Consider the following 25,520-nt stretch of genomic DNA (forward strand, 5'->3'; position numbering starts at 1 on the left):
TTCTATACGAGTAGGATTTTTTATTATTTATTTCGTTTCCCCGTCTTCAGTCGTCTTCACCTTCGTTTTATCTTTATCACGATTGTTATAGTTATATTTAGAAGGTTCTACCGGTGTAAATCCTTCTGGTGTGTAGAATCGTAATAAGTCACCGTTAACAACTTGGTCGGAGTATTTTAGTGATTTTTGAACCATTTGCTCATTTTGTTTTATTTCATCTGTAAATTCTACAGGTTTCCCAGTCGCTGTATCATAGTATTTGCCGTTAAGTGCAGTAACTGTTGGGCTTACGTAGTTACCGTTACGGAACGGAACAACTTGTTTATGCTCTGGTGATAATAAATCTGATCCGAATTGGACATAATTTTTCGTATCTGTACCTAGTAAGTGTAATAACGTTGGAAGAACGTCAATTTCTCCGCCGTATTGATGTTGTACGCCGCCTTCCATTCCTGGTACGCGAATGATTAATGGTACACGTTGTAATTGAGCATTTTCAAATGCGTTCATTTCTTTACCCATTATTTGAGACATTGCTGCACTATGATTATCTGAAATACCGTAATGATCACCGTACATAACGATAATTGAGTTATCGTATAGACCAGATTGTTTCAAGTAATCAATGAATCCTTTTACAGATTCATCTAAATAGCGTGCTGTTTGGAAGTACGTATCTACTGATGAATCACCTGTTTTAGCTGGTTCAATCGTTGCTTCCGCTTTATCAATCGGATAAGGGAAATGGTTCGATAACGTAATGAACTTCGTATAGAACGGTTGTTTCAACGTTTGTAATAACGGAATTGATTCATTAAAGAACGGTTTATCTTTTAAGCCATAGTTTACTACATCTTTTTCATTCATATCGTAGTATGACGCATCAAAGAATTTATTAAAACCAAATGATTTATAAATTTCATCACGGTTCCAGAATGTTTTGTAGTTACCGTGGAACACTGCTGATGTGTATCCTTGTTGTCCTAAAATAGCCGGTGCTGATTGATACGTGTTATGAGCTTTATTTGTAAAAACAGATCCTTGTGGTAATCCAAACATTGAGTTCTCTAACATGAACTCCGCATCAGATGTTTTCCCCTGTCCTGTTTGATGGAAGAAGTTATCAAAGTATAACGTATTCGCATCTTTTGTAAATGAGTTTAAGAATGGTGTAACCTCTTGACCATTTAGCTTGTAGTTTAGTAAAAAGTTTTGGAATGACTCTAAATGAATATAAATTACGTTCATTCCTTTTCCTTTACCGAAATACTCAGGGTTTGGACTTGCATAAGTTGATGAAAGATAGTTTCTAACTTCTGTCATATTATCTCCATCCGCTAATGCTCGTTCTGTTGATGCTTTCGCACTTTGAATACCATCATAAATCGTAAAGTTGTACGCCCCTAAATATTTCACGATATAATTGCGGTCAAATGTTCTTGTTAACAATTCAGGACGGTCAGATTCTGCCAGACCTAAGTTAACGCTAAATAATAAAATACCTGCTACAAATACTAGAGATAATTTATGCTTCGCAACACGGATTGGTTTAGGATTTACAAATTTCGTTGCGACTAAAACAATTAAAATGATTGTATCTAAGAAATATAGTGGATCATATAAGTGTAGCAATGCAAAAATACTACCACCTAAATCTCCAAAGTTATTCGATTGTGTTAATGTCGGGAACGTAATAAAGTCGCTGAAAAAGCGATAATATACTACGTTTGCGTATAAAAGTATAGACATTAGCAAATTAATAATAATTAACCAAATGTAAGCTCGTTTCCCTTTTGCGAATAGTGCGAGCCCTAAAAATAGAACCGCTGAGCTTAACGGGTTGAAAAACAGTAAGAACTTTTGGATTGTGTTCGATATCCCTAAATTAAATTCTGTCACATATGCGGCATATGTTTTTAACCAAAGTAAAATAACGGCAAATACGAAAAATCCAAAATGATTACTTAATACTCGTTTACTCTTCAATAAAAATTGTTGCATCTCTCCACCTCTTTTGATCATCCAAGGCTTATTTTATATAAGTCTGTCTCTCTATTCAATTTTTCTTCTTCAAATAGATTTTATTTGTTTAACTATATGAAGAATATTAGTAATTATAATTTGTAGCTTTTATTTATTCAACTATTTCTTTTTAAACATTTTGACCTTGGTTTCTATTTAACAAAATACATTTGTAACATTTCCTGTTTTCTCCCAAGGCTCATCCACTAATTATGACTCCACAAACTATAATCCTTTATTTCCTCATTTGCAAACTAACCTATCTCCAATTTTGGTACATTCATGTAAACTACCCAATTTCATAAAATAAAAAGTGTAGTTTGGGCAATTTGCTCAAACTACACTTTTTCGACTACCGTTTATCATCCTTTGTAGCTATTCCCTCTTCTTTTAACCAATTCTTTCAGTCCCATGAATATTACATTCCAACCATGCTCAGAGCCAGCATGACACCCCTTTAAAGCTTTTTCAATATCATATTTTGTCCAATCTTCTTCATGAGCAACGATTATATTTTGTGAAAATATCATTTTAAATCTTTGTTGTTTCTCTTTTATTTCAACTGTGATTTTATCTAATAATTCACTAAACTGCGGCGTTTTTAATGTAAATACTAATTTTTTTAGGACGATTCATTTCGATATATTCCCCAATTGCTCGATAATCTTTTCCGCCACGATGATCAATAATTTCCCAACTCCCTCCTACTTCAGGAGTATTTCCCGTTACTTTATCCGTCCCTTCCAATGTAAAAAACCATTTCTTCATCATTTCAGGGTTTATCCACGCTTCAAAAATTTCTTACCATCGCTAATGTTATTTTTGAATAATTATTCATTTTAATCCTCCCCCCACTTTATATTAAAACGAATATTTGTTTACTTAAAAAACCCCCGCTCTCATAAAAGAAAGCGAGGGTTTTAATCATTTATTATTGACCTTTGTACATTGCATCAACTTGTTTTTGAAGTTCTTGACTTTCTAAGAACTCATCATACGTTGCTACCTTATCAACTACACCGTTTGGCGTTACTTCGATAATACGGTTTGCAATTGTTTGTACGAACTGATGGTCATGAGAAGTGAATAGTAATGTTCCTTTAAATGTGATTAAACCGTTGTTTAATGCTGTAATAGACTCAAGGTCTAAATGGTTCGTCGGATCATCAAGTGTTAATACGTTTGCACCGCTTAACATCATTTTAGATAACATACAGCGAACTTTTTCTCCTCCAGATAAAACAGAAACGTTTTTCTTTACTTCTTCACCAGAGAATAGCATACGGCCTAAGAAACCACGTAAGAAACTTTCTGATTCATCTTGTGGAGAGAACTGACGTAACCAATCAATTAAAGTGTAATCACTGTTCTCGAAGTACTCAGAGTTATCTCTTGGGAAATGAGCTTGAGATGTTGTTACACCCCATTTGAATGAACCGCTATCTGGCTCCATTTCACCCATAAGAATTTTAAATAATGTTGTCATCGCAATATCGTTACGTCCGATAAATGCAACTTTATCACCTTTATTTAAAGTGAAGTTCACATTATCTAATATTTTTTCGCCATCAATCGTTTTCGAAATACCTTCAACTGTTAATAGGTCATTTCCTACTTCACGTTCTGGTGTGAAACCAACGAACGGATAACGACGTGATGATGGTCTAATATCATCTAATGTAATTTTATCTAACAATTTTTTACGAGAAGTTGCCTGTTTCGCTTTAGATGCATTTGAGCTAAAGCGTGCAATAAAGTTTTGTAACTCTTTTACTTTTTCTTCTTTTTTCTTGTTAGAATCTTGCGTTAGTTTTAATGCTAATTGGCTTGATTCATACCAGAAGTCATAGTTACCAACGTATAATTGAATTTTACCGAAATCAAGGTCAGCCATGTGCGTACATACTTTATTTAAGAAGTGACGGTCATGGGATACAACGATAACTGTATTTTCAAAGTTCATTAAGAAGTTTTCTAACCATTGAATCGCTTTTAAGTCCAAATGGTTGGTAGGCTCATCTAGTAATAGAATGTCAGGTTGACCGAATAAAGCTTGAGCAAGTAATACTTTTACTTTCTCTGCCCCTGTTAATTCAGACATCTTTTTATCATGAATATCTTCACCAATACCTAATCCTTTTAGAAGGATTGCAGCTTCTGACTCAGCTTCCCAACCGTTTAGCTCAGCGAACTCACCTTCAAGTTCTGCAGCACGCATGCCATCTTCATCACTAAAGTCTTCTTTCATGTAAATTGCATTTTTCTCTTGCATTACTTTATAAAGACGTGTGTGACCCATCATTACTGTTTCTAGTGCAGGGAACTCTTCATATTCGAAGTGATTCTGTTTTAATACTGCTAGACGCTCACCTGGCGTAATATGTATGTCACCTGTTGATTGGTCAATTTCTCCAGATAAAATCTTTAGAAATGTTGATTTACCAGCACCGTTTGCTCCAATTAAACCGTAGCAATTACCTGGCGTGAATTTTATGTTAACATCTTCAAATAATTTGCGATCTGCGAAACGCAAACTAACGTTACTTACTGTAATCATTTGTGTCCTCCTACTAATACCTAGGGTTTCTCAACCCTTCTCCAATTTTAACAGAAATCCGTAATTTACGATTCCTTTATTTTCATCTGTAAACAATTCTACTAGAACATGCTTATCATTACAACTTATAATTATGATATAAGTTGTTTTATTACTTTTTTTAAAGAATTATTTAAAAATCTCCTCTAAAATCCATTAATAATTTAATACGCTAAACACCTAGCAATATAATCACAAGAATTGCTACCATTTGCATACAAAAAAAGAGGCGAAACCCGCTAGGATCTCGCCAAACTTCGTTATTACACTGCAATTATACGAATCGTTTCCGCGCCTTCACTATTAAGTCGGTGAATATGGTGCGCCAAAACCTTCGCCTTTTCCTCTTGTAGTCTGCTGAATTCGTCAATCTCTTCTCTTTCCGCAGTTTCTTGTGCTTTTAGTCGCGCTTGTCTCTTCATGTATAGTCGTTGCTCTGATTGCTCGATTTCGTGTAATTCGTCGATCTCTTCTAGGTGGATTTCATGTATTGTTTTCATTATCTCGCTTCCTTTTTCCAGTTATTTGTTTTCGTTTCTGTTTTCGTTTTCGTTTTCGTTTTCGTTTTCGTTTTTTGATCGCATGTTTTGACTTTGTGCAGTTTTGTTCTGTATGGCCCAGCGCAGCAGCAGCGATAAAAGCCGCCACCGCCAGCACGTGACACAAATATATTAATATCATTCAGTGATCGCCACGCCTTGCATGTCAGAATGCTGCATTTGTACGGCTAGCACTCTTTCGCGATGCGCATCGAAATATCTTTCGCTATCATTTGCGAATTGCTTTAAGATCGTATCGCCGCTGATCTCACTGAATACCTGGTCATATTTCGCATGGTTAACAAATTGCGCTTTTTCCATATCGGAAATATCCGCCAGACTTCGTTGCGCCTCTAAGTATCCGTCCGCCTTCGTCGCCTCGTTTAGCTTGTTATGTCCGTTTAACAAGTCAAGTCGCATTTTCATACCTTGTTCGGTATTCCCTGCACGTTGTGCGATCGCTGCGCCTAGTTGCAAGTATTCTTCCTGCACTTGTTTCGCTAGGTTCGGATGTACTGACGCCCTTTCCACTAATTTCGCCAGGTGCGCCGCTGATCGATCTGGTGTCGTGCCAAACATGATATTTCCGCGAAGTTGGATAAGGTCTGCATTAAATAATGCTTGCGTTTGTGCGTCAACTGCTGGGACTTCTCGCAACAATTCCGCCTGGGCCAATTTCTTCGCCTTGCTTAATGCTTCTTTATATTCCTTGTGCTTTTCGCCGATCGTTACCATTGCAGCAACTTCCATTTTTCTTTTTAGGCCCGCTTCTTCTTCTAGAACGCCTTTACTTGATAACAAGCCGTCTTTGTTTAGCTTCGTTTTTGTATCGCGGAAATAGTTCGCCATTGCTAACATTTCCCCGCTTAGTGAATTTTGGATCTCGCGTGCTTGATTCAATAGTTCTCTTGTATTGTTTTTCATTTGACTTCCCCCGTATGGTTTATAGTTTTTATAGTTTGTTATTAACTTTTGTTCGTAGTTCGTCCATCATTTCCACATTATCCAGATCGTACAAGATTGCCTCTATACGCTGAAAATTTCGCTCACCAACGAAGCCGACAACCTTCGCGGCACTTTCCGCAGTTGGGTTGTATCTTCCGTTTTCCCAGGTTGATATCGATCGTTTTTCGATCCCTAGTAATTCCGCCAGTTGTTTTTGATTTATGTTAGCGAATACTCTTATTAATCGCAGTTTATCGCCTGTCAGATGATATTTTTTATCGTGCATTGTATCGCTTCCTTTCGTATGTATCGTTTTATATGCGTATCATTACATTTTCGGTGTATCGTATTTATAAATAAAAGTTTCGGAGGGTTTCACCCCTCCTAGTTCGCTACCGCTCCACATTGACGTATTTCGATAACTTACGAATTTTCTACGAAATCCACTTTGCAGCAGGTTCGCAAAAATCAGTATTACTTGCGTATGTGATTCCGTGTAGGCGTCACGGCCGACATACAAGGCGCTTTGATTGCTCAAAATTTGTTCGAAGAATTTTGATTCAAAGAGAAATACCCTATAACTTCAATATAGTTACATCGATTTCTATTTTTTATTTTGCGGATTTTCGTCCGCTAAGTGATTTATATTAAATTGATCGGGCCACCTTTCTATAAAATTCATGTCCTATAAAAAGAGATCCAGCGACGCTGATCCGTGCAGCGTCACCGATCCAAAAAAATGATTTATGTATTTTTGGGAAATCGGGAAGGCTGGAAAACCTCCCCTCTCATATGAAAAAGAAAGAAAACAGATCCAGAAAAGAAAGACGGCTCTTTCTCTTCGATACATATGTACGGCCAACCCCTATCGAATTTCCACGAAGTACGCATATTTCTATATTTTTTTATGTTTTTCTTGTATTGGCTGCAATGAGCGCCATTTTTACCGCTCTTGATCTCCGCTTTCGTTCCGTCTTCTTTTCGTTTTCACACGGTCCGCAGCTTCTGCGCCTGTGATTTTGTCCCCTTCATAATGAAGGTTGCATCTTGTTGCGGTCTGTATATGTACTGCGTGACAGCGTGTCACATAGTAACTTTTTACGATATTTTTATAAACTCGCCTGTTCTACGGTATATGAACGGGTAGAAATCCTGTCTACTAGCATTTTCTTCGTCATCCTTTCCGATTAGTTTCCGAACTCTATCCATGATTCGCTCAATCGTGGATCACCTACGTATTTTTGGGCTAACTTAATAGATCCCCTCGGTGTAATCATTAACGTACGTTTCATTACATCGTTGTATTGTTTAACAGGTACGTTAATAATCCAGTGTTCAAAACCTTTTCTAGTTCGATACACTCCGTTTGTGTTTCTGTTTTCGTATAAAATCCCGTCCGCTTGTAACCAAGCAATAAACGATTTCGTTTTTAAGTCGTTCAGATATTGTTTGCAGAATTCTTGCATTGTCATATTTAAACCACTATCGATATAACGATCAAATAGATCCGACTTTCTACGCGATTTTTCTAAATCTTTTACTATATCTTCGAGTTTTTCGCCAGTTTCGGTTGCTAGCTGCTGGAATAGCTTCGTATTTTCTTCGGCTTTCTTCCGTGCTGCCTTCGCATCTTGCGTTTTTTGCTTTTCTTCTTGTAACTCTTGTTCGGCTCTTCGTTCTAACTCTTTGATCGTAGCTTGATAGTGTTCGATCGTAGTTAGTAACGATTCTTGCGCCATTTTCGGCACACCGTCGGTCATTTTATCGTACAATTCCGCTTTCTGACGCAGTTGCTCGTCCCTAACTTCTACGATCGTATTAACATCGGTTCTATTTAGAATCTTTGTTGCCTGGTTGCGGAACTCACGTGCAACTTCCGAATCCCGAATTAGCATCCCGACACGAATCACTGAATCTTTTGTAAGCAGTGTGTTTTGCCCGTTCGCTATTTTTGCCGACCGTTCGCCGATGGTGACTAATTTATATCCTTTCGTGTGTTCAATGTTAGTCATTAAGAAGTTCTTATTGACTAAACCAAGAATCTCTCTACCCGATGCGACTTTAATTCCTGTTTTTTGAAATTCCCGTTTGTTATATCTGATAAGCATATGAATTGTTTCTCTAGTTACGTTGTAAAATCTTGCAACCTCGTTAAGTGGCGCGAAGCTCTCGTTATCTAGCAACATTAAACCGCCTACTTTGTTGATAATATCGAACGCTCTATCTTGATGCTTTCCGATCTCTTCTCGTAGTTCCTTTTCATAGATGATATTTGCATTTACGTCTGCTTTTGTATTTGTGTTCATTTGAGTTCCTCCATATGTTTTATAGTTTTGTATTTTTCGTATAATTCCAGTTGTCGAGATCCTGGCCGCCATTGAATTCGATAGTGATCGGCCTTTTTTCGACTTTACTGCGCTGCTGCTTCGGTTTCGTCGTCTCTTCTGCCTTTTCCAGGCCATATTCGAACAAGTATCGCAGTAATTTTTGTTTGGTTTTCGGTTGCTTCGACCGCTTTCGTGGCTTCTTCGCTTTGTATTTCGCTTTTGGCCGCTCTTTTGGTTGCGGTATTTCGATATATATGGAATCTTGCGCCGTGTTTTGCTCCATATTTTCGGGCCACCTTTTCGAATTATTTATTTTTATTTTGTGGAAAGCGGAAAAACGTATATTGATAGAAGTCTAAGGCGATTAGAACGAAACTTCGCCAGGTTCATCGGCCGTTTCCGTCGTTTCCGCTTTTTCTTTAAGTTCTTTAATTTCTTTTAATGATGTTTCTCGGCGCTGCTGCATATGTTCGGGCATTCGATCAAGATTCGTTTTATCGTATATCTTTAAATCATCCCGCAATTTCTCATATTTCTTTTTCGCAGCTGGGAAAAGTTCTAACATTCGTTCGAGTTTCATCGGTACTAGTGGCTTGTACACGTTGGCGAAGCCCTTGCCGCGGCTTTCCGTTTTAAGCAGTCCGACGTTTTCGAGTACACGCAAGTTTTGTTTAATTGCATTTGGCTTCCGTCCCATTTCGAATGCTAGCTGGCTTTGAGTCGGGAATGCATAGCCGTATAAATCGTTATATCTATCGACAATTACGAAATATAGCCACAATGTGGACTCTTTCACGCCGTAGTCAGACATAAACATGTAATGCTTTAGATCCGCTGGTGTACGGATGTATCTAACCCCGTCGTTAAAATCTTCCTTGTTATATTCGGGCTGCTGGCCGTGCTCCTTGAATACTTCTTTTGCTGAAATTAATTCCTTTCTTTTTGGATCTTTCTTTTCTTCTTGCTGGCTGGTTTCGTTGATCTGCATCATTTTTTCCTCCTGTTATATATGTGAGTAGGCTTATCTTTCCGAACCTGGGATCTTTTCGAATGCTACCTAGTATTTTTTCGAATGCTACCTAGTAGTTTTCCGATGCTTAGTGTTGTACTTTTCCGATTACGTAATAAAGCATTATATAAACCATTATTTATAAAGCATTATCTATTCATTTGAGTTTCGAGTATAAAAAGAATACTCTCACTCTACGCAGGTAAGGTTATTGATTAATAGCGAAGATCTTCTTATATAAATAATCGCCGTCGGCCCGCCTTTTAACATAGACGCTCTCACCTATACGTTTTGGGCTGCGTCCATACAATTTATTTTGCGTTTCTTGTCGGCTTCTTCTCGCTTACAAAAACATAGGCGCGGCTTTTTCCGAACCTGGGTTAATAAAATACGCCCCGAATTTAAAAAATCTGCGCAGAAATTTTTATATGATCAACAAAATAGCGGATTTCGGCCGCACTGGGTAAACCAATATAAATTCACGTTACTTTTTCGATAATAAATCGCCAGGAATGCGAAAATGGCGTACGACGTTGTACGATGCTGCACGTTAACTATCGATCTAATACAAATCATAAAGAAACGCTAAAGATGCACAGAAAGGACGACAGACGACTTTAAATCGATATACGCATGATAAGCGAAGGAAAGTCGATAGGATTTCGAAGGATAAGGGAAGGATCTTCGATTTTGTCCCCTTCATAATGAAGGTTGCAACGCGAGGATTTTCGATACAACTGCGGCTAGACTTCACACCCCGACTTCGAAATGTGAACGCGCTTGTTCTAGCAGCAGCTGCACTTGATTTCGCCTGGCGGGCTGGAGGTCACGGGAAAATTTTCTTTTTGGGATCGGCCTGGCTTGTTCGCTTGCTTCGATGCTGATTCAATTCGATTCGACTGCGACAACGAAACGAAGATGACTTTTCATCGCAGAATTAACAACGAAAATAAACAATGAATTTAATTAAACGAAATCAATTACGATTCAATTCGATTGCAATTCGATTCGACTTCGATTGATCAACGATTATTTTTAATAGGAAAGAAAGAGCGCAACTAACTTCGAACGATCTTCGATTGACTTCGATCAAACAAACAAACGAAATAATAATTCTTTTCGCTCACATAATTTAAATAAGAAGAAAGAAAGAAGAACGATCAAAGAAAGATCGCAGCTACTCACGATGATCGATGACATGATACATTGCAGCAGCAGCCGACACGATAGCATACAGACATAAGTCACGCTACTTATATATGATAGACTGCGACAGATATCCGATAGGCTTTCATATCTCTTCGACAATGCTTTCTAAACGTTTAGCAACGCAATAGTATTCGAAGTATATACGACGTACCGTGTAACCTATACACGGCCTTGTATAGTGCCCTGTTATATGTCGGGGATATACGCCAGGATATACGGGCCTGGTTGCGATAGGTATGGCCGCCCTGGTTACGTATGAGCGTACGGCCTGGTGATAGATATTGCGCAGATATATACGGGCCTATCTTCGTATAAGTTGCGGTCCTGGTCGAATGTATGAATTTACATAGAAGTTTACTTTCAGTTTCGTCAATAAGAAAAACCACAGCAATCGCCGTGGTTTTGACCAAAACTATGTTGTAAATGCTCATAGCATTGTATGTGGATTTCAGTTTTAAGTTCCAATGTATGAAAATAGATAAAAACGTACATTCATTTCATTGTTATCGTTGACGTGTACACATTTCGGTGATATTATATAAACACATTAAAAAAACGTACATTCAAAACCGCATAAATATTAGGTTTATAATAGGAGGAAATAACATGAATCAACTTAAGGACGTGCAGCCGATCCGCAGTAAAGAACAAATAGAGGATATGAAGTGGGCTTTGAAACGTCATTGTTCTGAAAGAGATTACATATTATTCCTTATCGGTATTAATACGGGATTACGTGTCGGAGATCTTTTGAAGTTGAAAACATCGGACGTTATTCGTAGAAAGATCGTAAAGGTTTCAGAGGGAAAAACAAAAAAAGTCCGTGAAGTTAATCTATTAAACATATACGAAGAAGTACAAGCCTATGCGAAGGCTAACGATAGTGAATGGTTATTTCCGTCAAGAAAAGGTGATAAGCCGATCACGACAACGCAGGCATATCGACAGTTACAAAAAGCCGCTGAATTCGCAGAAGTAGAAAGCATCGGAACTCACACGATGAGAAAAACGTTCGGCTATTGGTTTTACAAACAAACGAAGGATGTTGCGAAACTACAAGCGATTCTAAATCACTCACACCCGCAGATCACATTGACATATATCGGAATAACGTCGGAAGAAATCGAAAACAGTTTAAACGAATTTGTATTATAATGCGTGAAGGATCGGCCGCTTTTGGTCGGTCTTTTTATTTATCGTAAAACGTGTCCGTTGCGCCCCCCTGGTTTTTGAGATCGTTCTTCCTCTCGACCTTTCCAGCTAGTATAAAGGCGATAACTCAACGTTAATCTACCGTAATCCATACGTATATCCATCGGATAATTCCTGTATACGTAACCTCTCGTCAACTTTTTTCGTTCATTTACATGCGTGTGGCGGTTACTCTCGCAAGGGCTTCGGCTAATTTCCGTTAAATTATCGAGTAGTTTACATTTCAATTCATTCCGCTACATTCGACTACATTTTTACATAAACGAATACACTTCTACGATTAGTATTGCGGCTAAATCAATAGATAACTCTTCATTTCGCTACACTCCGCCACGTATCACTAGCTATGAGTTTATGCATCAGCGGTGCGTCCCTTTACCATAACTAACCAATGTGTGAATATGGTATAATTTCCTTGTGAAAATATTAAGAAAAGAAGGGATGGTATGGTACAAATAAAGGTAACACCTGAACGTTTAGAGCAAGCAGCCAAGACAGTAAAGGACGTACGGTACATCTTAGAACAAATACATAACGACTTATATAACCAAACCGAATATATATCTGCAAACTGGATAGGGGCAACCAGTCAACATTTCTATCAAATGTTTAACGAAGCTAAGCCGAAAATGTTCACTGTTTTAACGGAATTCGATAAAATAGCTGACGAACTAGAAAGAGCTGCGGAAAAATTCCGCACGGCGGATGCTGAATACGAAGGCAATCTAATCAAAGGCGAGATAACAAATACTGCGGCTTCTTCAGAAAAAGGCAGGGATGCAATTAATACACCTTCTTCGAAAAAAGATGGTGAAAGTTTAGAGAAAGTTACTAGAGACCTAGCGGGCGAGTTATCGGGTGAATATGATGTACGACGCGTTATAGAAGGTGTTGACCCCGACACTGGCGAAAAACTTTCGTGGTGGGAACGCACTGGTGCTGGTGTCATGGTTTTTGCGGGTCTTACTCCTGTTGGTAAGGGAATAAAAGTAGTCAAAGGCGCCAAAAAAGTTTCCAATGCAATAGATGCAGCAGCCACACTAGAAAAACAACGGAAAACTTTAAAAGCTAATAGCTTAGCAGGTAAAGAATACGAAACAAAAATGTTCGAGGTTATAAAACAACAAAAACCTAAATCTGAATTGAATGAACAAATAACCGTACAAACAAAATCGGGCGTACGCACTCGTATAGATATAGGAGGCAAGGACGCAAATGGTAAGATTGACTTAGTGGAGTTAAAATCGTCACCTACTGCACCCCTTACTAAAAATCAGAAAAAAGCCTTCCCCGAAATTGCGGAATCAGGTGCAATTGTTAAAAGTAGGAACAAACCACCATTTGAACATTTAGAAGAGATTCCACCAACGAAAATAAATGTAATAAGAAAAGAAGAATAAGGAGGCTTTTATATGGCATTACATGATACGGATCAAGTCGATTTAGTTTTAATAGACGAGGATAATAAAGATAATGTGTACCTAATAATCTTTGATGCTTTAGAGTGGAATAAAAGCGAAGAACTTGACGATGAGCACATTTTACTTCTACAAGACAAAATCAATACATATTTAGGATTCATTGAAAGTGATGAAATCTATGAAAAAGTTCCAAGTACAATAGGAAGAACACAATTCATTATACAAGTGTATTCGCAGAATGAACCTAGTTTTTATGGGAAAAAGTTTTATAACATTGTAAGTGAACAATTAGGAGAATCTGGATATGGATTTGAGTTCCATCATAAACCTATTGATTCTTTAAATTAAATAAGAGGAACAGGGCGCATAAATGGCGCTCTTTTTTTATTTGCGAAGGAAGTACGTACACAACTGCTAAATATCAAAGAGAAAGCGAGTACAGGCGCTAAAACTGCGCATATTAACGAAAAATTAGCGCTACAAACTAACGTAGGTAGGGCGTTTGTGTCAGGCGATCCAATGGGGATACGAATTCGACAACTGCGGTAATTGGGTTTAAGAATCGTCATGTCGCGAATACCAAAAAGAAATGCTATAATACGGGAAGAAATAGAGCGTGCTGTCACAAGCCCTATTCATGTGCTCTCTCAATAAGAACGGATTTTTCGTGAAACGGAAGGATGCGCTCACCTTAGCGCTTGTCTTTCCGTTTTTTCATAGGTACAGACCTTAATATGTAATTAGCGTACGATCTCAATCATGCGATTTAACCGCTGGATATACGAGTCCTTTCGCGTCCTTCTTAATAAGCTTATAATTCAAATCGAACGTGAGTAACATATAAGACTCAGCTCCGTTTCCGTTACCTGTATAGCCGAATACAATTTCTTTCTTATAGTCTTCTATGGTACGCGGAGATGTTCCGACGATCTCCGTTACTTGGTCGGCTGTCATTCCAACCTTTATAGATTCGAACATATCTAGCGAAACTAAATGCGATTGCTCATTGACATCTGTGTTATACGGTGAATAGTCGTCTTGTTTGATTTCTTTGCGTTGCTCTTCTTCGGAGACTTCGCGCTCAGCCTTCTTACTTGTTGCTTGTACATCTTCACGCTTAACGCCATAATTACGTTCAAAATCGTCTGGCTGATAACGAAGCCCCTTTTGCTCCTTTTTCGTAACAGTGCCGTTTGTATCGAAGTAAACAACCATTGCACCTTCGCTATCCCAGCCTCCGTAACGATATAGCGAATAAGATTTATATTTTTCAATATCGCTAGGTTTTCCAATTAGTTCTTTCACCTTATTCGCAGGCATTCCAACCCCTATTTTCTCGTACTCTTCCATATAAACAGGAATCCCGTCGTCATTCGTTTCTTTATAGTACGGTGTATTGTCGTTAGTTTCTTTGCTTTTCTCTCCCTTCTCCTCCGCTACCTTATCAGCATCAGCTTTGACCTTCTCTTTTAATTCATCGTTCTTTTGTGCATCGGTCCTCGTTACTTGTTTCGCATTGTCCTTTGTATCGCTTTCAGTATTCTTTATAGAATCATTACCGCACCCGACCACGCCAAAAATCAATACGGAAACCGTACCTAATAAAAATAATTTCTTAAATGACTTCGTGCTAAATTTCATAGTACAATCCCTCCGACTTCTTTACTGAATCGAACCTTAATGCGCACCTTCCTTCTCTTCCATTTCCTTCATTTCATCTTGCCAAGTAGCGCCAATGCCACCGCTAGGCGTATTCCATCGTTTTTCTTGACGCAGGATTCTCGCCTTTTCCGCCTCTGTTAGCGCTGGTGTACCATCATCTAAAAGTACCGTGCCGTTTTCATCATACTTGCGGTTTGCCTCTTCTTCGCGTTGTTGTGCCTCTTTCAGTTTGCCGTATTCCTCTTCCTGTTGTCGCAGATGCCTTTGGTGCGCTTCTTCATCAATAATCTTGTCGCAGCCGTGCGCTAGTTCCTTCGTTTCATCGTGTCCATGTCCGCAATAATCGTTTGGAATTTTAGTACTAGATTTCGTAGCAGGTTTAGGATTACCTGTTGCACGGTCTTCGCTAGCTTTCGCATCTTTAACCGCAGTATTTCTAAGACCGTCTTGCGCTTTCTTCGTTACACTTCCATCAGGATTAAACGTTATAGTCATCGAACCTTCTCCACCATGCCCTAGATATCCGTAGATAGAGAACGACTTATATTTCTCGATGAATCTAGGCGTTCCCGCTATCTCTTTGACTTTGTTCGCAGACATTCCGATCTTGATGCCGTCATACTGTTCTATTGACACGGTTGGTGCATCATTATTCGCATCTTTATAATATGGACGTCTGTCGTTAATCTCCGAATCTTCCTTCGTTGATTCCTCCACTTGTTGTGGCTTCGCGTCCTTCGCAGGTTCTTCGTCAACCTTTTCGACCTTAGTCGGGTTGGCCGTTCCCTCTTCTCCTTTCTCGGTTTCAACAGAGTCGTGTTTCTTATACGGCTCGTAGTTTGCTTGTTCTTTCGTAGAGCAAGCGCTAAAGATTGACGTTGTAGCCACCCCTAATAAAACTACTTTCTTCAATGACTTCATAGTAATTCCCCCAGTGTTGTTTAATGCATATTAATCAATCTATGTTAACTTCATTATATATTAATAGTAGATTTCATAAAGGGCACTCAACTTCACATACGTAACGTACTTCGATATTGCCCTTTATGTAGTATTCCCCCACGATTTTTATTAAATCGAACCTTTATACGTCCTCTTCTTCTTTCCTTTTACTAATAAACTCACCAACCCTAGCAGTAACAATCGATGCAGCTACCGCCATTGCAAACACTACCGCCAGTCCTCCTATAATGACGTTCCCTATTATCTTCGTAACTATCAAAAGTACGAACGCAACTATTAACAGAATTGCAGAAGGTTTCCGCCCCTTTTTTATTTTAATTTTTATCTTCATGCAATATCCCCCTTTCTAATATTCCTTTTGCGTATTCTCTGCTTAAATCCTCTCACCGCACCTCTAGCAGAATCAAACGATCTTCCAGTCCTTTCAGATAACAATCGGGAAACCGATCTCTCTGAAACTTTATCGTAATTCTCTGCCACATAGATCATTGCATCCAATACCAAAATATCTGCTTCTTTCTCGCATAGCTTTGCGTATATCTCTTTGTATGTACTTACATTATAGATCGCTTTGTCTTCCGTATTATCTATGCATTCCCTCAACGATTCCAATGCACTAATATCCCCAATCATCGTTAAAGCATCCCGTTTCTTCCCTCTATTTCCGCAATACTGTCGTATACTCTGATACAATAACCATTTAACTCGACTGTCAAAATCCCCCCGATCTATATCAAACGTTCTAATCGTATATCTTATTCTACGAAAGCAATCGTCTATAAAGTGTACTTCGTTGTTTATATCATGCCAGTTATCGTTGGCTAATCGTTCTATTAACGGTATGTAATGCGCTTCAATTTTCTCTACATACTTATTATCACATATTCCAGTGTAACATTCTTCCACTTCTTTTTCCGCTAGTAGCGCTATTCTGTTTAATGTTGCGTTTATATCCTCATCTTTTTTCGCATATTGTCTTATAGTAAGCCTGTTTTCCATGCGTAGGTCCTCCACTCCTTATAGCGCCTGTGTTTTCCTCCGATATTCAGCTAACTTCCGCTAGTGGCGTTAAAAACCGAATTTATGCTATTGACAATCGGTGGACGACTACTAGCCGAGGTGAGCGAAGCTAGGTTGAGTTGGGCGCAGTTTTCACCCCTATTCGCATAGATAAAAAAAATAACGAAGCGTTTAAACTTCGTTATAATTTCGTAGTTTCTGTGCAAAATAAGAGTAAGGCGTTTTTACTAGCGTCGGATCGCTTGTAGTGTATCGTAGTAACGCATTCCCCGTCCTTTACGATTTCTCGTAATATCGACTTTCTACACTACAAAACGTCCCATAGTGCGTAAATCTTTCGATACACCCTGTTACCGTAGTAACAACGTATTTCCACCCTTGCCGTACAATGCCCGCAATCGGCTAGACCTATACGACGCACGGGGAATGATATGCGTTGATTGTATAGCGCTAGTGGTTGCGGCGGTCTAGCTACCCTTTTACGTTTTTATAGCGGTACGGCTTCCGCTTTTTCGACTTACTACCGCATCAGCACCTAAAAAAGACAATAAGAAACTAAGCCTTGCACCCTTCGAATTTTTTCGATAGAATGAAGGTACTGAATGATGGTATCATCGGTTATTTAGTTATATGTGAATGTTTTGAGTCTCCAGTTGGCGCTGGGGACTTTTTTCTTTTTAATTAATCTCTTAATTTCCTTAATGGACTGTATTTTTTATGTAACTCTGTTATATCGTCAAACATAAAATGCGTGTATCTCCTTGTCATCGTAATATCGCTATGACCCATTATTTGTTGTAGTGAAAATAAATCTCCACCGTTCCTTAAATATATGGATGCAAATGTATGTCTAAAAATATGAGGACTACACCTAGATTGAATGTTTGCTAATTTGGCATACTTATAAATCATTTGTCTTAATCCACTATTTGTTAAAGCATTTCCAGATATTCCACAAAACAATCTTTTTGTATACACCTCCCCCCTTATCAGTAACCATCGCTTTAGTGCGTTTTTGGTATTATCTGTAATCGGCACTTTTCTTTGATGATAAGTTTTAGTATGTTTCACTAATAGTAAATCTTGTTCCCATACTACATCTAATACACTAAGGTTCAATATTTCATTTTGCCTTAATCCTGTCTCTATTAAAACTAATAAAATGGCATAATCTCTAATACCATTCCAGGTCTTTTTATCTACCTTAGAAAGTAAAGTTTTAAGCTGTTTTGGCGTAAGAACTTCAACCTCTTTTGTACGAGTTCTTAATTTTTTAATATCTTTTATTGGATTTATGGGGATGTGTTTGTTCTCAAATAGAAATTTAAAAAATGTTTTATTTGCCCTTATTACAATGTTGATTGTTGATGGCTGCAAATTTCTTTTTACTTTACAGAATACAATAGCATCCTCTATATGTTCTTTCGTTACCTCGTATGGCTTAATTCCAACAGGTAATGACCTTAAAAGTGATTTCAATTGGGCTTGATAGTGAAATAAAGTCGCTTCCCTCAATCCTTTTAAAATGCCCGCTTTGTGAAAAAGTTCAAAAGCCTCCTCCCAACTCTCGATATATTCCTCAGCTGCTTCCAATTCTCCGAGAACATCTAATTCTTCCATAGACAATCTGAAATTTCTTTTCGTTTTACTTTTTTTAACCATTAAAAAACCCCCAGTTTACGATTCAATAAAGCAGAACCGCAAACTAAGGGTTGTTATAACTGGATTTATATAGGTTTTATAGAGGAGTCAAATAATTTGCGATCTGCGAAACGCAAACTAACGTTACTTACTGTAATCATTTGTGTCCCCCTACTAATACCGCTTATTTCAGCGTTTTCTCACCGATTGTCTTAAAAAATCGCATATTACGACTCAATTATTGTAGACTATAGCTATTATATAGTAGAAGCTGGATGAATAGCAACGGTTGATTAGCTTTCTACAACGAAATCGAATAGTTTTTATCCATTCCCCTAGCTATTTTTTGTATATCATCGACCTCTTTCTAATATCCCTATTCGCTTCTCATTCTGTAATACATTGAATCATTTTTTCATTTCATATTTTATATACAAAAAACCTGTAGAGAAAACATTCCCTACAGGTTTTTCTTATTTCGTATTTATTATTTTCTCTTTATAACTCTTCAATTTACTCGTCAATCCTATTAAAGCAGGTAACAATATCGGCATTACAATTAAAGCTAATAGTAAAAGAGCAACACCAACAACGGATGCTACTTGTATAAGTGTCAATACTCCTGAAGGAATTAACGCTGCAAATGTCCCTCCCAAAATAAGTGCCGCTGATAATACGACTCCTCCTATGTGACGAGATGCATTTACAATTTTCGTTACTGAATCCCCTTCTAGCTCATTGTATCGCATCATAACGAAGATGCTATAATCCACTCCTAAAGCGACAATCATAATGAAGCTAAAGAATGGAACATTCCAGCTTAATGACTCTACGTTTAATACATGTGCACTAATTTGTTCACTTATACCAAGTGATGCAAAGTACGCTAAAATTAAGGACCCAATAATAAAGATTGAGTTTAAGAATGAGCGTGTAATCACGATTAATACAAGCGAAATCCCTAATAACATAATCGTAGCAGTACGTAGGAAATCTTGCCCGGTTACTTCTTTTAAATCAACGTTTCTAGCTGTTGTCCCGCCAATTGCTTTTTTCGCACCATTTAGTTCTGTTCCCTTTAACGTACCATCTATCGTTTTATTAATTTCTTGAATGATAGGCATCGCTTCTTTTGAATACGGGTTTACGTCTAAAATAATTGTCATTTTAGCAGTCTTTCTATCATGTGACATGTACGTATTCAATGCTTTTTGGAAATCTTCTCCTTCTAAAACTTCTTTCGGAATATAAAATTTCTCAGAGCTTTTCGACTCATTTAGCTCTCCTAAATATTTTTGAGCGTCACCTAGACCGTTACTTACTTTTCCTAAACCCTCTGTACTTTTAGATAAACCTGATTGCAATTGCCCCATCTTTTCTTGTAAATCTTTCAGTCCAGTTAATAACTGTCCTTGCCCATCGTTTATTTTCGTTAATCCAGATTGTAAGTCAGCCGATTTGTTCGCAATTTGTTTTGAACCTGTAGCCCCTTCGCTCAATCCTTTGTTCAGCTCAGCAGCCCCTTTTTGTAACTTGGTAACTCCATTGTTCATTTCTTTTAAACCGTTATCTACTTTCAGTAACGATTGATTCGCTTCTTTAAATGAATTCATCGCTGCTTTATGCTGCACCGCCAATTGATTTAATTCTTTTGAAAGTCCAGTTAATTGTTTTTGAGCTTCTTTAGCAATTCCTAATGTTTGCTGCACATTAGGATCATTTGCTAATTCTGGTTTTGTTTGAATGAAATTGTTCATTAACGTTTCAATTTGTTCATATCCTTTTTTCGCACCATCAATCGCTTGAGAAATACTTCCGAAATATTGATCGTACGAACTTAAACCTTTTTCTAACTGAGCATAACCAGCATGAAGCTGCGAAGTTGCATTTGACAGGGCATTGATATTTCCGTTTAATGATGCTAGCCCATCCTCTATTTGCTTCGCTCCTTGTGCTCCATTGTTTATTCCATTCGATAATTGATTTAAAGCTGTCCCTAAGGCTGATACGCCATTTTTCGCTTCATTTGTTCCATCAATTAATTTTTGAACATTTGCAAGACTATTTGAGTCATTACTACCCATTTTATCTTTCGCATCAGTTAATCCTTCATTAATTTCTTTTATGCCACCATTTGCATCGCCTAAGCCTGTATTCAATTCTCCGGCTTGTTTATTTATATATAATTCTTTAATCTTATCTCCAGTTGGACGCGTCGGTGAATATACTTCTGAGACTCCTTTAACTTTCGAGATTTTATCAGTAAGTTCATCTAAAGTTTGTAAAGAAGTCGCCTCATCTAACTTTTTATCCGATTGAATGACTAACGTACTTGGTGAAGAAAAACCAGGCGGAAAATGCTCTTCTATTACGTTAATCCCCATTTTTGATTCATATTTATTATCCACTTCAAATAAATCATTGTAATTAAGCGTGTTAGAATATTTTAATACGAATGGAATCGATATCACGAATACGATAATTAAAGCGATAAATGGTCTTGCTACTGAATTTTTTGCAAAGAATCCCCATAAGCGACTATCCTCATGCCCTTTAAATGTTTTAACTGGATAAAACATTCCTTTTCCTAAAAGCACCATGAAAAATGGATTTAAAGTAGTTAATACGAGTAGTAGTACTGCGACACCAATTGCTACCGCTGAAGTAGATTGATATAATTTAAAACTCGCTAAAGCAAGAGATGCAAAGCCAATTAGTACTGCTATCCCGCTATATAAAACGGTTTTACCTGCCGATTTAAACGTTTCTTTCGTAGCCAAAAATGCATTTTCTTGTTTACTTAATTCTTCTTTAAATCTTGTATATAATAAAATGTTATAGTCTGTTCCTACTCCAAACAGGACGACTACTACAAACACTTGCGTAAAGTTTGAAAACGGAAAATTAAATTGATCTACAAGATGGGCAATAATCCCCATTGAAATTAAATACGAAACACCAACTGTAAGAAGAGAAATAATCGGAACAACTGGTGAACGGAATACAATGATTAATACTACAAGAATGAAAATGATCGAAATAACTTCTGTCTTTTTCACGCCCTCTTGAGAGGATGTAAGAAAATCACCCGCTATTAAATCACTTCCTGTTAAGTACGTTGTAACTCCTTTCGTTTGCACTTTTTTATGAAGATTATTTGCAATTTTTGACATTTTACCATGTTTTTTATCTACCGATATTTGCGTTAAAATAGTCGTATTATCTTTAGAAACTAATTGTTTCTGCAGTTCTTTATTATCTAAATGTGAAACGACTTCCTTAATTCCTAATTGCTCTTTTTCATTTTGCAGGGCATTGATCGTTTTCGTTATTTCCTCTTTTTGCTCATTTGTTAAAGCCTTCTTACTTCCACTATTAAAGACAGCTATAATTTCATACTTTTCAGCCCCTTCTTTATCCATCTTCTTTATCATCTTGTCAGCAATACTGCTTTGTTCTGTATTAGGAATCGTGATTTGCCCTTTTTCCTTCACTAACTGATCCATATTAGGCATCGTTACGATCATTGCAATAGTAATAACTATCCATAATAGAAAAGATAAACTTCTCCAACTTTTTAGCTTGCTCATTTGAATCATCTCCTGTTATTAGAGTTTCATGGTGCATAGAGAATGAACATTCATTCCCTGTTTTTGAAAATATCATTTCGGAATGAACGTTCATTCCTATTATCCTATTAAATTATTTTTCAATTCTATCAAATCACTACCAGCGGAATGAATATTCATTCCTTAAATTGTGCAGTTATATCAACTCCTGTAATCGTTTTTTATATTTATTTAGGAATGAATGTTCATTCCTGTCCTTATAAGGCTATAGAATCAAATGATTCTAATAGCATTCCAAGAGCTTTCTTCCAATTCTTTTACTAATTCTTTTGAGTATTCTAACTGCCCTGTCGCCATTACTTTTATTAATTTTTCAAGTGGTTGATATACAATAATAATTAAAGCAATTATAGGCAATGGACGAAGAAAACCTTTTTCGATTCCATCTTCAATAATATTCATAAAGAAGCCTATAAAATCGTCAAATATTTTCTTACTCTGTTCATCAAGAAAATAACTATCACAGTGCGAATTTGTAAAAAGAAAAGCATCCACATTGTTTCTCGCAAATTCAAATAAACGGTTATACGTATGACTAAACTGTTCTCGAATATTTGCTTCAACAGGAAAATCAGTCTTTATTGTTTCAGATAGCTGTAGCATGCTTTTTGAAAATAATGAGTTAACGAGTGCCTCTTTATTTTCAAAATAGCGATAAATAGTACCAGCGCCGACATTTGCTTTTTCAGCGATCATCGGAATTGTCGTACCATCGTAACCACGCTCTGCGAAAAGTTTTATAGCAGCATCAAAAATGTCTTCTTGTTTATTTTTAGCCATTTTTCTCACCTCAATTTCCAGGAATGAAAATTCATTCCGTTTTTAATTATAAATTACATGAATTAAAAGTCAAGTGTGTAAATACGCTATTGAAACATTTATCAAATAACACACTCAATTAAGATATTAATATATTTTTTGCGTTATCCCATCAAAAAATTTCTTTGTATCATCATGGCTTAAAACCCTCAATACATCTTGTATCTTAAAAAATTGAACTTGACTTATTTCATTATCTTTTGGATGTAAATCTATTCTGTCACCTATATATTCTACATAAAACATAGTAGTTTCTTGCTCTTCATATCCAGTTTTCATTTTGAGTTCTTCAGGAAAGCCAAAGCAAATTTTATCTTCAAATTGTTTTATAACTTTAAACTTTGTAGATCCAGTTTCTTCTTCCAGCTCTCTCAAAATAGCACTCTCTAAATCATTATCTGTATGTTTCACTCCACCTTTAGGAAAATCCCATTCCCCCTTTGACATAGCATATTCTCCATCTATGTCGCTAATTTTCACCTTATGTACCAATAAAAATTCACTGTGTTGGAATACGACCGCACCTACGGCTTGCCTAATCATTTTACTTTTCCTCCTAAAACAATGATTTCACTCTATTAAATAGAAAAGTACTATAATAAAAAGTTTATCATTATAGTACTTTGTTACTCATACATAGCACATGACATTAATTAAAAGAAATCATAAATAAACGGCTTACGCACCGGCACTACATTCTCAAATGCACGTATCTCCTCTTCGCTACCGCTTATTAAGTCTATTTCATTTAATTCTAGCGGTCGCTTGTAACCAAACATAATAGTAGATAACGCATTAATATCGATTTGAATTCCATTTTCTTTTGCTGTTTCTTCTTTAACGATTGTTATTTCGTTATTTTTAAGTTGAACCGTTACGTTATTCCACGGTGCAAATGAATCTGTAATATGTAAAATTACTTCTTGCTCTTCGTTGTTCCAGTTCCATTCATATTGTTTGAAAAACTGTTCTACATCTACAATTCTTCCCATGAAATATGGAGTTACTTCTGCTTTTACTCGTGGTTCTTGTAATGTGTAAAGAAGTGGTTCTGTCTCACTTAGTATCATTTCTAGATCTTTAATCATAGAATCATGATGGCAGATGAAGTTCCAAAGACCAATTCTTGCTTCATTATGTAATGGGACAAATTCTTCTACTTTCATTTTAGAATTCTCTATTTTGTATAAAATGTAACCAGCCGCCGTTTTATTTTCATCATAGTAAACTGCCAATGTTAAATCATGATACACCGCTTGTAGCCACCATTTACGTCCGCGAACTAACATACCAGAAAATCGTTCTGCAAATGTTTCATATAGATTCTCTACTTCTTCTGGATGATTATCTTTACTAAAACGTTTCACTGTACCATTCACTTGTTTTTTAATTATTAAATCGCTCTTTGTCATCTGACATACGATTCGATTCGCACAAAGTTCCCAGCCGTATTTACGATAAAATGAAACGGCAAATGGATGTAACATCGATACACTATATCCATCTCTTTTCATAGTTTGCAGTGAATGCTGAAGTAACTCTTTTACATATCCACTTCTTCTATATTCCGGATACGTCGCTACCCCCGCAACGCCGCCCATTTTAAACTTTTCTTTTCCTATGTAAATATGAAAAGGGATTAAGTGCAACTTTGCAGCTAACTCTTCTCCTTCCATAATACCGTATATTTGATGGCTTTCCTTCATTCTTGCAATTTTCTGCTCTATCCATTCTTCATTTGCTTTATATTGAAAAGCATATTCTGATAAACGTAATGCTTCTCTAAACTTATCTTCTTTTAATTGTATAACGTTCATATCTTTCTCCTCCATTCCTCGTTTGAATTATATCATAATTCAAACTATTATAGTTCGGTAAGTGAAATTACGAGGATGTTTCAACAAAAGATATCGATTTAGAAACAATCTAACATAAAGGCTCTTTTCAACTGCTTTCTATTGGCGGCATAAGAATATTAAAAGCCTTTGAAAGTGATGAAACTTATGACAACGGCAACATTACGGGCATAAAAAAAACCAGTTGATTAGGAGAAACTGGTTCAATAAAGGTTTTATATTGGATATTCATTCAACCAAATTAATGCTTGTTCATAATCATCGAAAAATTTTACGGATTCTTTTGTATTGGATTGTTGTAAATAATTCATTGTCTCCCCTTCTTCAAGGAGAAACGCAATTGCCTTACTGTGATTCAAAATGGTTTCATTGAAGAACTTATCTTTCCATGCTTTTTGAACAGAAAAATGATCTGGCGTGTATCCTTTTCTATCCACCAACAATTTGTATTTCCGACCCTCGGAAATGAATTGCTGACAAACCTGCTCGAAGCCATTAAACCATTCATAAACATCAGCTGTATTAATCTTGCCAATTAGATGGGTAACAATTAAATCCCCTGAAACTGTTGTGCTGATATTCTGTTTACTCAACTTGGAACCATCTCCCTTAGTTACAATTATGCGTAAAAATCTCATAAAATCAATAAG

At 36.9% G+C, this 25,520-nt stretch carries 25 protein-coding genes; 3 read left to right on the forward strand and 22 right to left on the reverse strand.

Annotated features, from left to right (window positions below; translation table 11 throughout):
• Positions 1-27: 27 nt before the first annotated feature.
• The 12 genes from ltaS to QCI77_RS14670 form a co-directional block, all read right to left on the reverse strand.
• A complete protein-coding gene (gene ltaS, locus QCI77_RS14615; RefSeq protein ID WP_002165580.1) occupies positions 28-2,001 on the reverse strand; it encodes a lipoteichoic acid synthase in 1,974 nt (657 codons plus the stop codon).
• Between the two features lie 383 nt (positions 2,002-2,384).
• Entirely contained in the window at positions 2,385-2,552 is a 168-nt protein-coding gene (locus tag QCI77_RS14620; RefSeq protein ID WP_088035389.1) for an ATPase, read from the reverse strand.
• A 55-nt stretch (positions 2,553-2,607) separates the two neighbouring features.
• Entirely contained in the window at positions 2,608-2,793 is a 186-nt protein-coding gene (locus tag QCI77_RS14625) for an SRPBCC family protein (protein ID WP_002142226.1), read from the reverse strand.
• A gap of 160 nt (positions 2,794-2,953) precedes the next feature.
• Entirely contained in the window at positions 2,954-4,579 is a 1,626-nt protein-coding gene (locus tag QCI77_RS14630) for an ABC-F family ATP-binding cassette domain-containing protein (protein WP_002032778.1), read from the reverse strand.
• Between the two features lie 302 nt (positions 4,580-4,881).
• Positions 4,882-5,040: a hypothetical protein gene (locus QCI77_RS14635; protein WP_353825115.1), complete on the reverse strand. Its 159-nt coding sequence runs from the start codon at positions 5,038-5,040 to the stop codon at positions 4,882-4,884.
• Positions 5,041-5,101: 61 nt separating this feature from the next.
• On the reverse strand, positions 5,102-5,299 hold the full coding sequence (locus tag QCI77_RS14640; RefSeq protein WP_353825116.1) for a hypothetical protein: 198 nt from the start codon (positions 5,297-5,299) through the stop codon (positions 5,102-5,104).
• On the reverse strand, positions 5,296-6,081 hold the full coding sequence (locus QCI77_RS14645) for a hypothetical protein (RefSeq protein WP_353825117.1): 786 nt from the start codon (positions 6,079-6,081) through the stop codon (positions 5,296-5,298). The genes QCI77_RS14640 and QCI77_RS14645 overlap by 4 nt, the downstream gene beginning before the upstream one ends.
• Before the next feature lie 28 nt (positions 6,082-6,109).
• Positions 6,110-6,388 carry a helix-turn-helix transcriptional regulator gene (locus QCI77_RS14650; protein WP_353825118.1) on the reverse strand — a complete coding sequence of 93 codons (279 nt, stop codon included), beginning with the start codon at positions 6,386-6,388 and terminating at the stop codon, positions 6,110-6,112.
• A 657-nt stretch (positions 6,389-7,045) separates the two neighbouring features.
• Positions 7,046-7,189: a hypothetical protein gene (locus QCI77_RS14655; protein WP_353825119.1), complete on the reverse strand. Its 144-nt coding sequence runs from the start codon at positions 7,187-7,189 to the stop codon at positions 7,046-7,048.
• A 100-nt stretch (positions 7,190-7,289) separates the two neighbouring features.
• Positions 7,290-8,408, reverse strand: coding sequence for a phage antirepressor KilAC domain-containing protein (locus QCI77_RS14660; RefSeq protein WP_353825120.1), 1,119 nt, complete (start codon positions 8,406-8,408; stop codon positions 7,290-7,292).
• Between the two features lie 19 nt (positions 8,409-8,427).
• On the reverse strand, positions 8,428-8,712 hold the full coding sequence (locus QCI77_RS14665) for a hypothetical protein (RefSeq protein WP_353825121.1): 285 nt from the start codon (positions 8,710-8,712) through the stop codon (positions 8,428-8,430).
• A gap of 81 nt (positions 8,713-8,793) precedes the next feature.
• Positions 8,794-9,417, reverse strand: coding sequence for a helix-turn-helix domain-containing protein (locus tag QCI77_RS14670; protein ID WP_353825122.1), 624 nt, complete (start codon positions 9,415-9,417; stop codon positions 8,794-8,796).
• A 1,836-nt stretch (positions 9,418-11,253) separates the two neighbouring features.
• Between QCI77_RS14670 and QCI77_RS14675 the strand changes: the two genes are divergently transcribed.
• The 3 genes from QCI77_RS14675 (at position 11,254) to QCI77_RS14685 (ending at position 13,628) form a co-directional block, all read left to right on the forward strand.
• A complete protein-coding gene (locus QCI77_RS14675; protein ID WP_353825123.1) occupies positions 11,254-11,802 on the forward strand; it encodes a tyrosine-type recombinase/integrase in 549 nt (182 codons plus the stop codon).
• A gap of 503 nt (positions 11,803-12,305) precedes the next feature.
• Positions 12,306-13,259: a WXG100 family type VII secretion target gene (locus QCI77_RS14680; RefSeq protein ID WP_353825124.1), complete on the forward strand. Its 954-nt coding sequence runs from the start codon at positions 12,306-12,308 to the stop codon at positions 13,257-13,259.
• A 12-nt stretch (positions 13,260-13,271) separates the two neighbouring features.
• A complete protein-coding gene (locus QCI77_RS14685; protein WP_353825125.1) occupies positions 13,272-13,628 on the forward strand; it encodes a DUF6572 domain-containing protein in 357 nt (118 codons plus the stop codon).
• A 405-nt stretch (positions 13,629-14,033) separates the two neighbouring features.
• On the opposite strand, the gene QCI77_RS14690 is transcribed toward QCI77_RS14685, so the two are convergent.
• The 10 genes from QCI77_RS14690 to QCI77_RS14735 form a co-directional block, all read right to left on the reverse strand.
• On the reverse strand, positions 14,034-14,921 hold the full coding sequence (locus tag QCI77_RS14690; protein WP_353825126.1) for a hypothetical protein: 888 nt from the start codon (positions 14,919-14,921) through the stop codon (positions 14,034-14,036).
• Positions 14,922-14,957: 36 nt separating this feature from the next.
• Positions 14,958-15,863 (reverse strand): hypothetical protein, encoded by a 906-nt coding sequence (locus QCI77_RS14695; RefSeq protein WP_353825127.1) that lies wholly within the window; start codon positions 15,861-15,863, stop codon positions 14,958-14,960.
• A gap of 163 nt (positions 15,864-16,026) precedes the next feature.
• Entirely contained in the window at positions 16,027-16,236 is a 210-nt protein-coding gene (locus QCI77_RS14700) for a hypothetical protein (RefSeq protein ID WP_070143568.1), read from the reverse strand.
• Positions 16,233-16,904, reverse strand: coding sequence for a hypothetical protein (locus tag QCI77_RS14705; protein ID WP_353825128.1), 672 nt, complete (start codon positions 16,902-16,904; stop codon positions 16,233-16,235). The genes QCI77_RS14700 and QCI77_RS14705 overlap by 4 nt, the downstream gene beginning before the upstream one ends.
• A gap of 702 nt (positions 16,905-17,606) precedes the next feature.
• Positions 17,607-18,587, reverse strand: coding sequence for a tyrosine-type recombinase/integrase (locus tag QCI77_RS14710; protein WP_353825129.1), 981 nt, complete (start codon positions 18,585-18,587; stop codon positions 17,607-17,609).
• 452 nt (positions 18,588-19,039) lie between these two features.
• Complete coding sequence (locus tag QCI77_RS14715) at positions 19,040-22,156, reverse strand: MMPL family transporter (RefSeq protein WP_353825130.1); 3,117 nt, start codon at positions 22,154-22,156, stop codon at positions 19,040-19,042.
• A 252-nt stretch (positions 22,157-22,408) separates the two neighbouring features.
• Complete coding sequence (locus QCI77_RS14720) at positions 22,409-22,975, reverse strand: TetR/AcrR family transcriptional regulator (protein ID WP_002013443.1); 567 nt, start codon at positions 22,973-22,975, stop codon at positions 22,409-22,411.
• 126 nt (positions 22,976-23,101) lie between these two features.
• Positions 23,102-23,557: an NUDIX domain-containing protein gene (locus QCI77_RS14725; protein ID WP_353825131.1), complete on the reverse strand. Its 456-nt coding sequence runs from the start codon at positions 23,555-23,557 to the stop codon at positions 23,102-23,104.
• Positions 23,558-23,667: 110 nt separating this feature from the next.
• Positions 23,668-24,831 carry a GNAT family N-acetyltransferase gene (locus QCI77_RS14730; RefSeq protein ID WP_353825132.1) on the reverse strand — a complete coding sequence of 388 codons (1,164 nt, stop codon included), beginning with the start codon at positions 24,829-24,831 and terminating at the stop codon, positions 23,668-23,670.
• Between the two features lie 254 nt (positions 24,832-25,085).
• Positions 25,086-25,508: a SpoIIAA family protein gene (locus tag QCI77_RS14735; protein ID WP_353825780.1), complete on the reverse strand. Its 423-nt coding sequence runs from the start codon at positions 25,506-25,508 to the stop codon at positions 25,086-25,088.
• Positions 25,509-25,520 lie beyond the last annotated feature (12 nt).

Source organism: Bacillus cereus group sp. MG9 (assembly GCF_040459995.1).
Classification (GTDB): Bacteria; Bacillota; Bacilli; order Bacillales; family Bacillaceae_G; genus Bacillus_A; species Bacillus_A mycoides.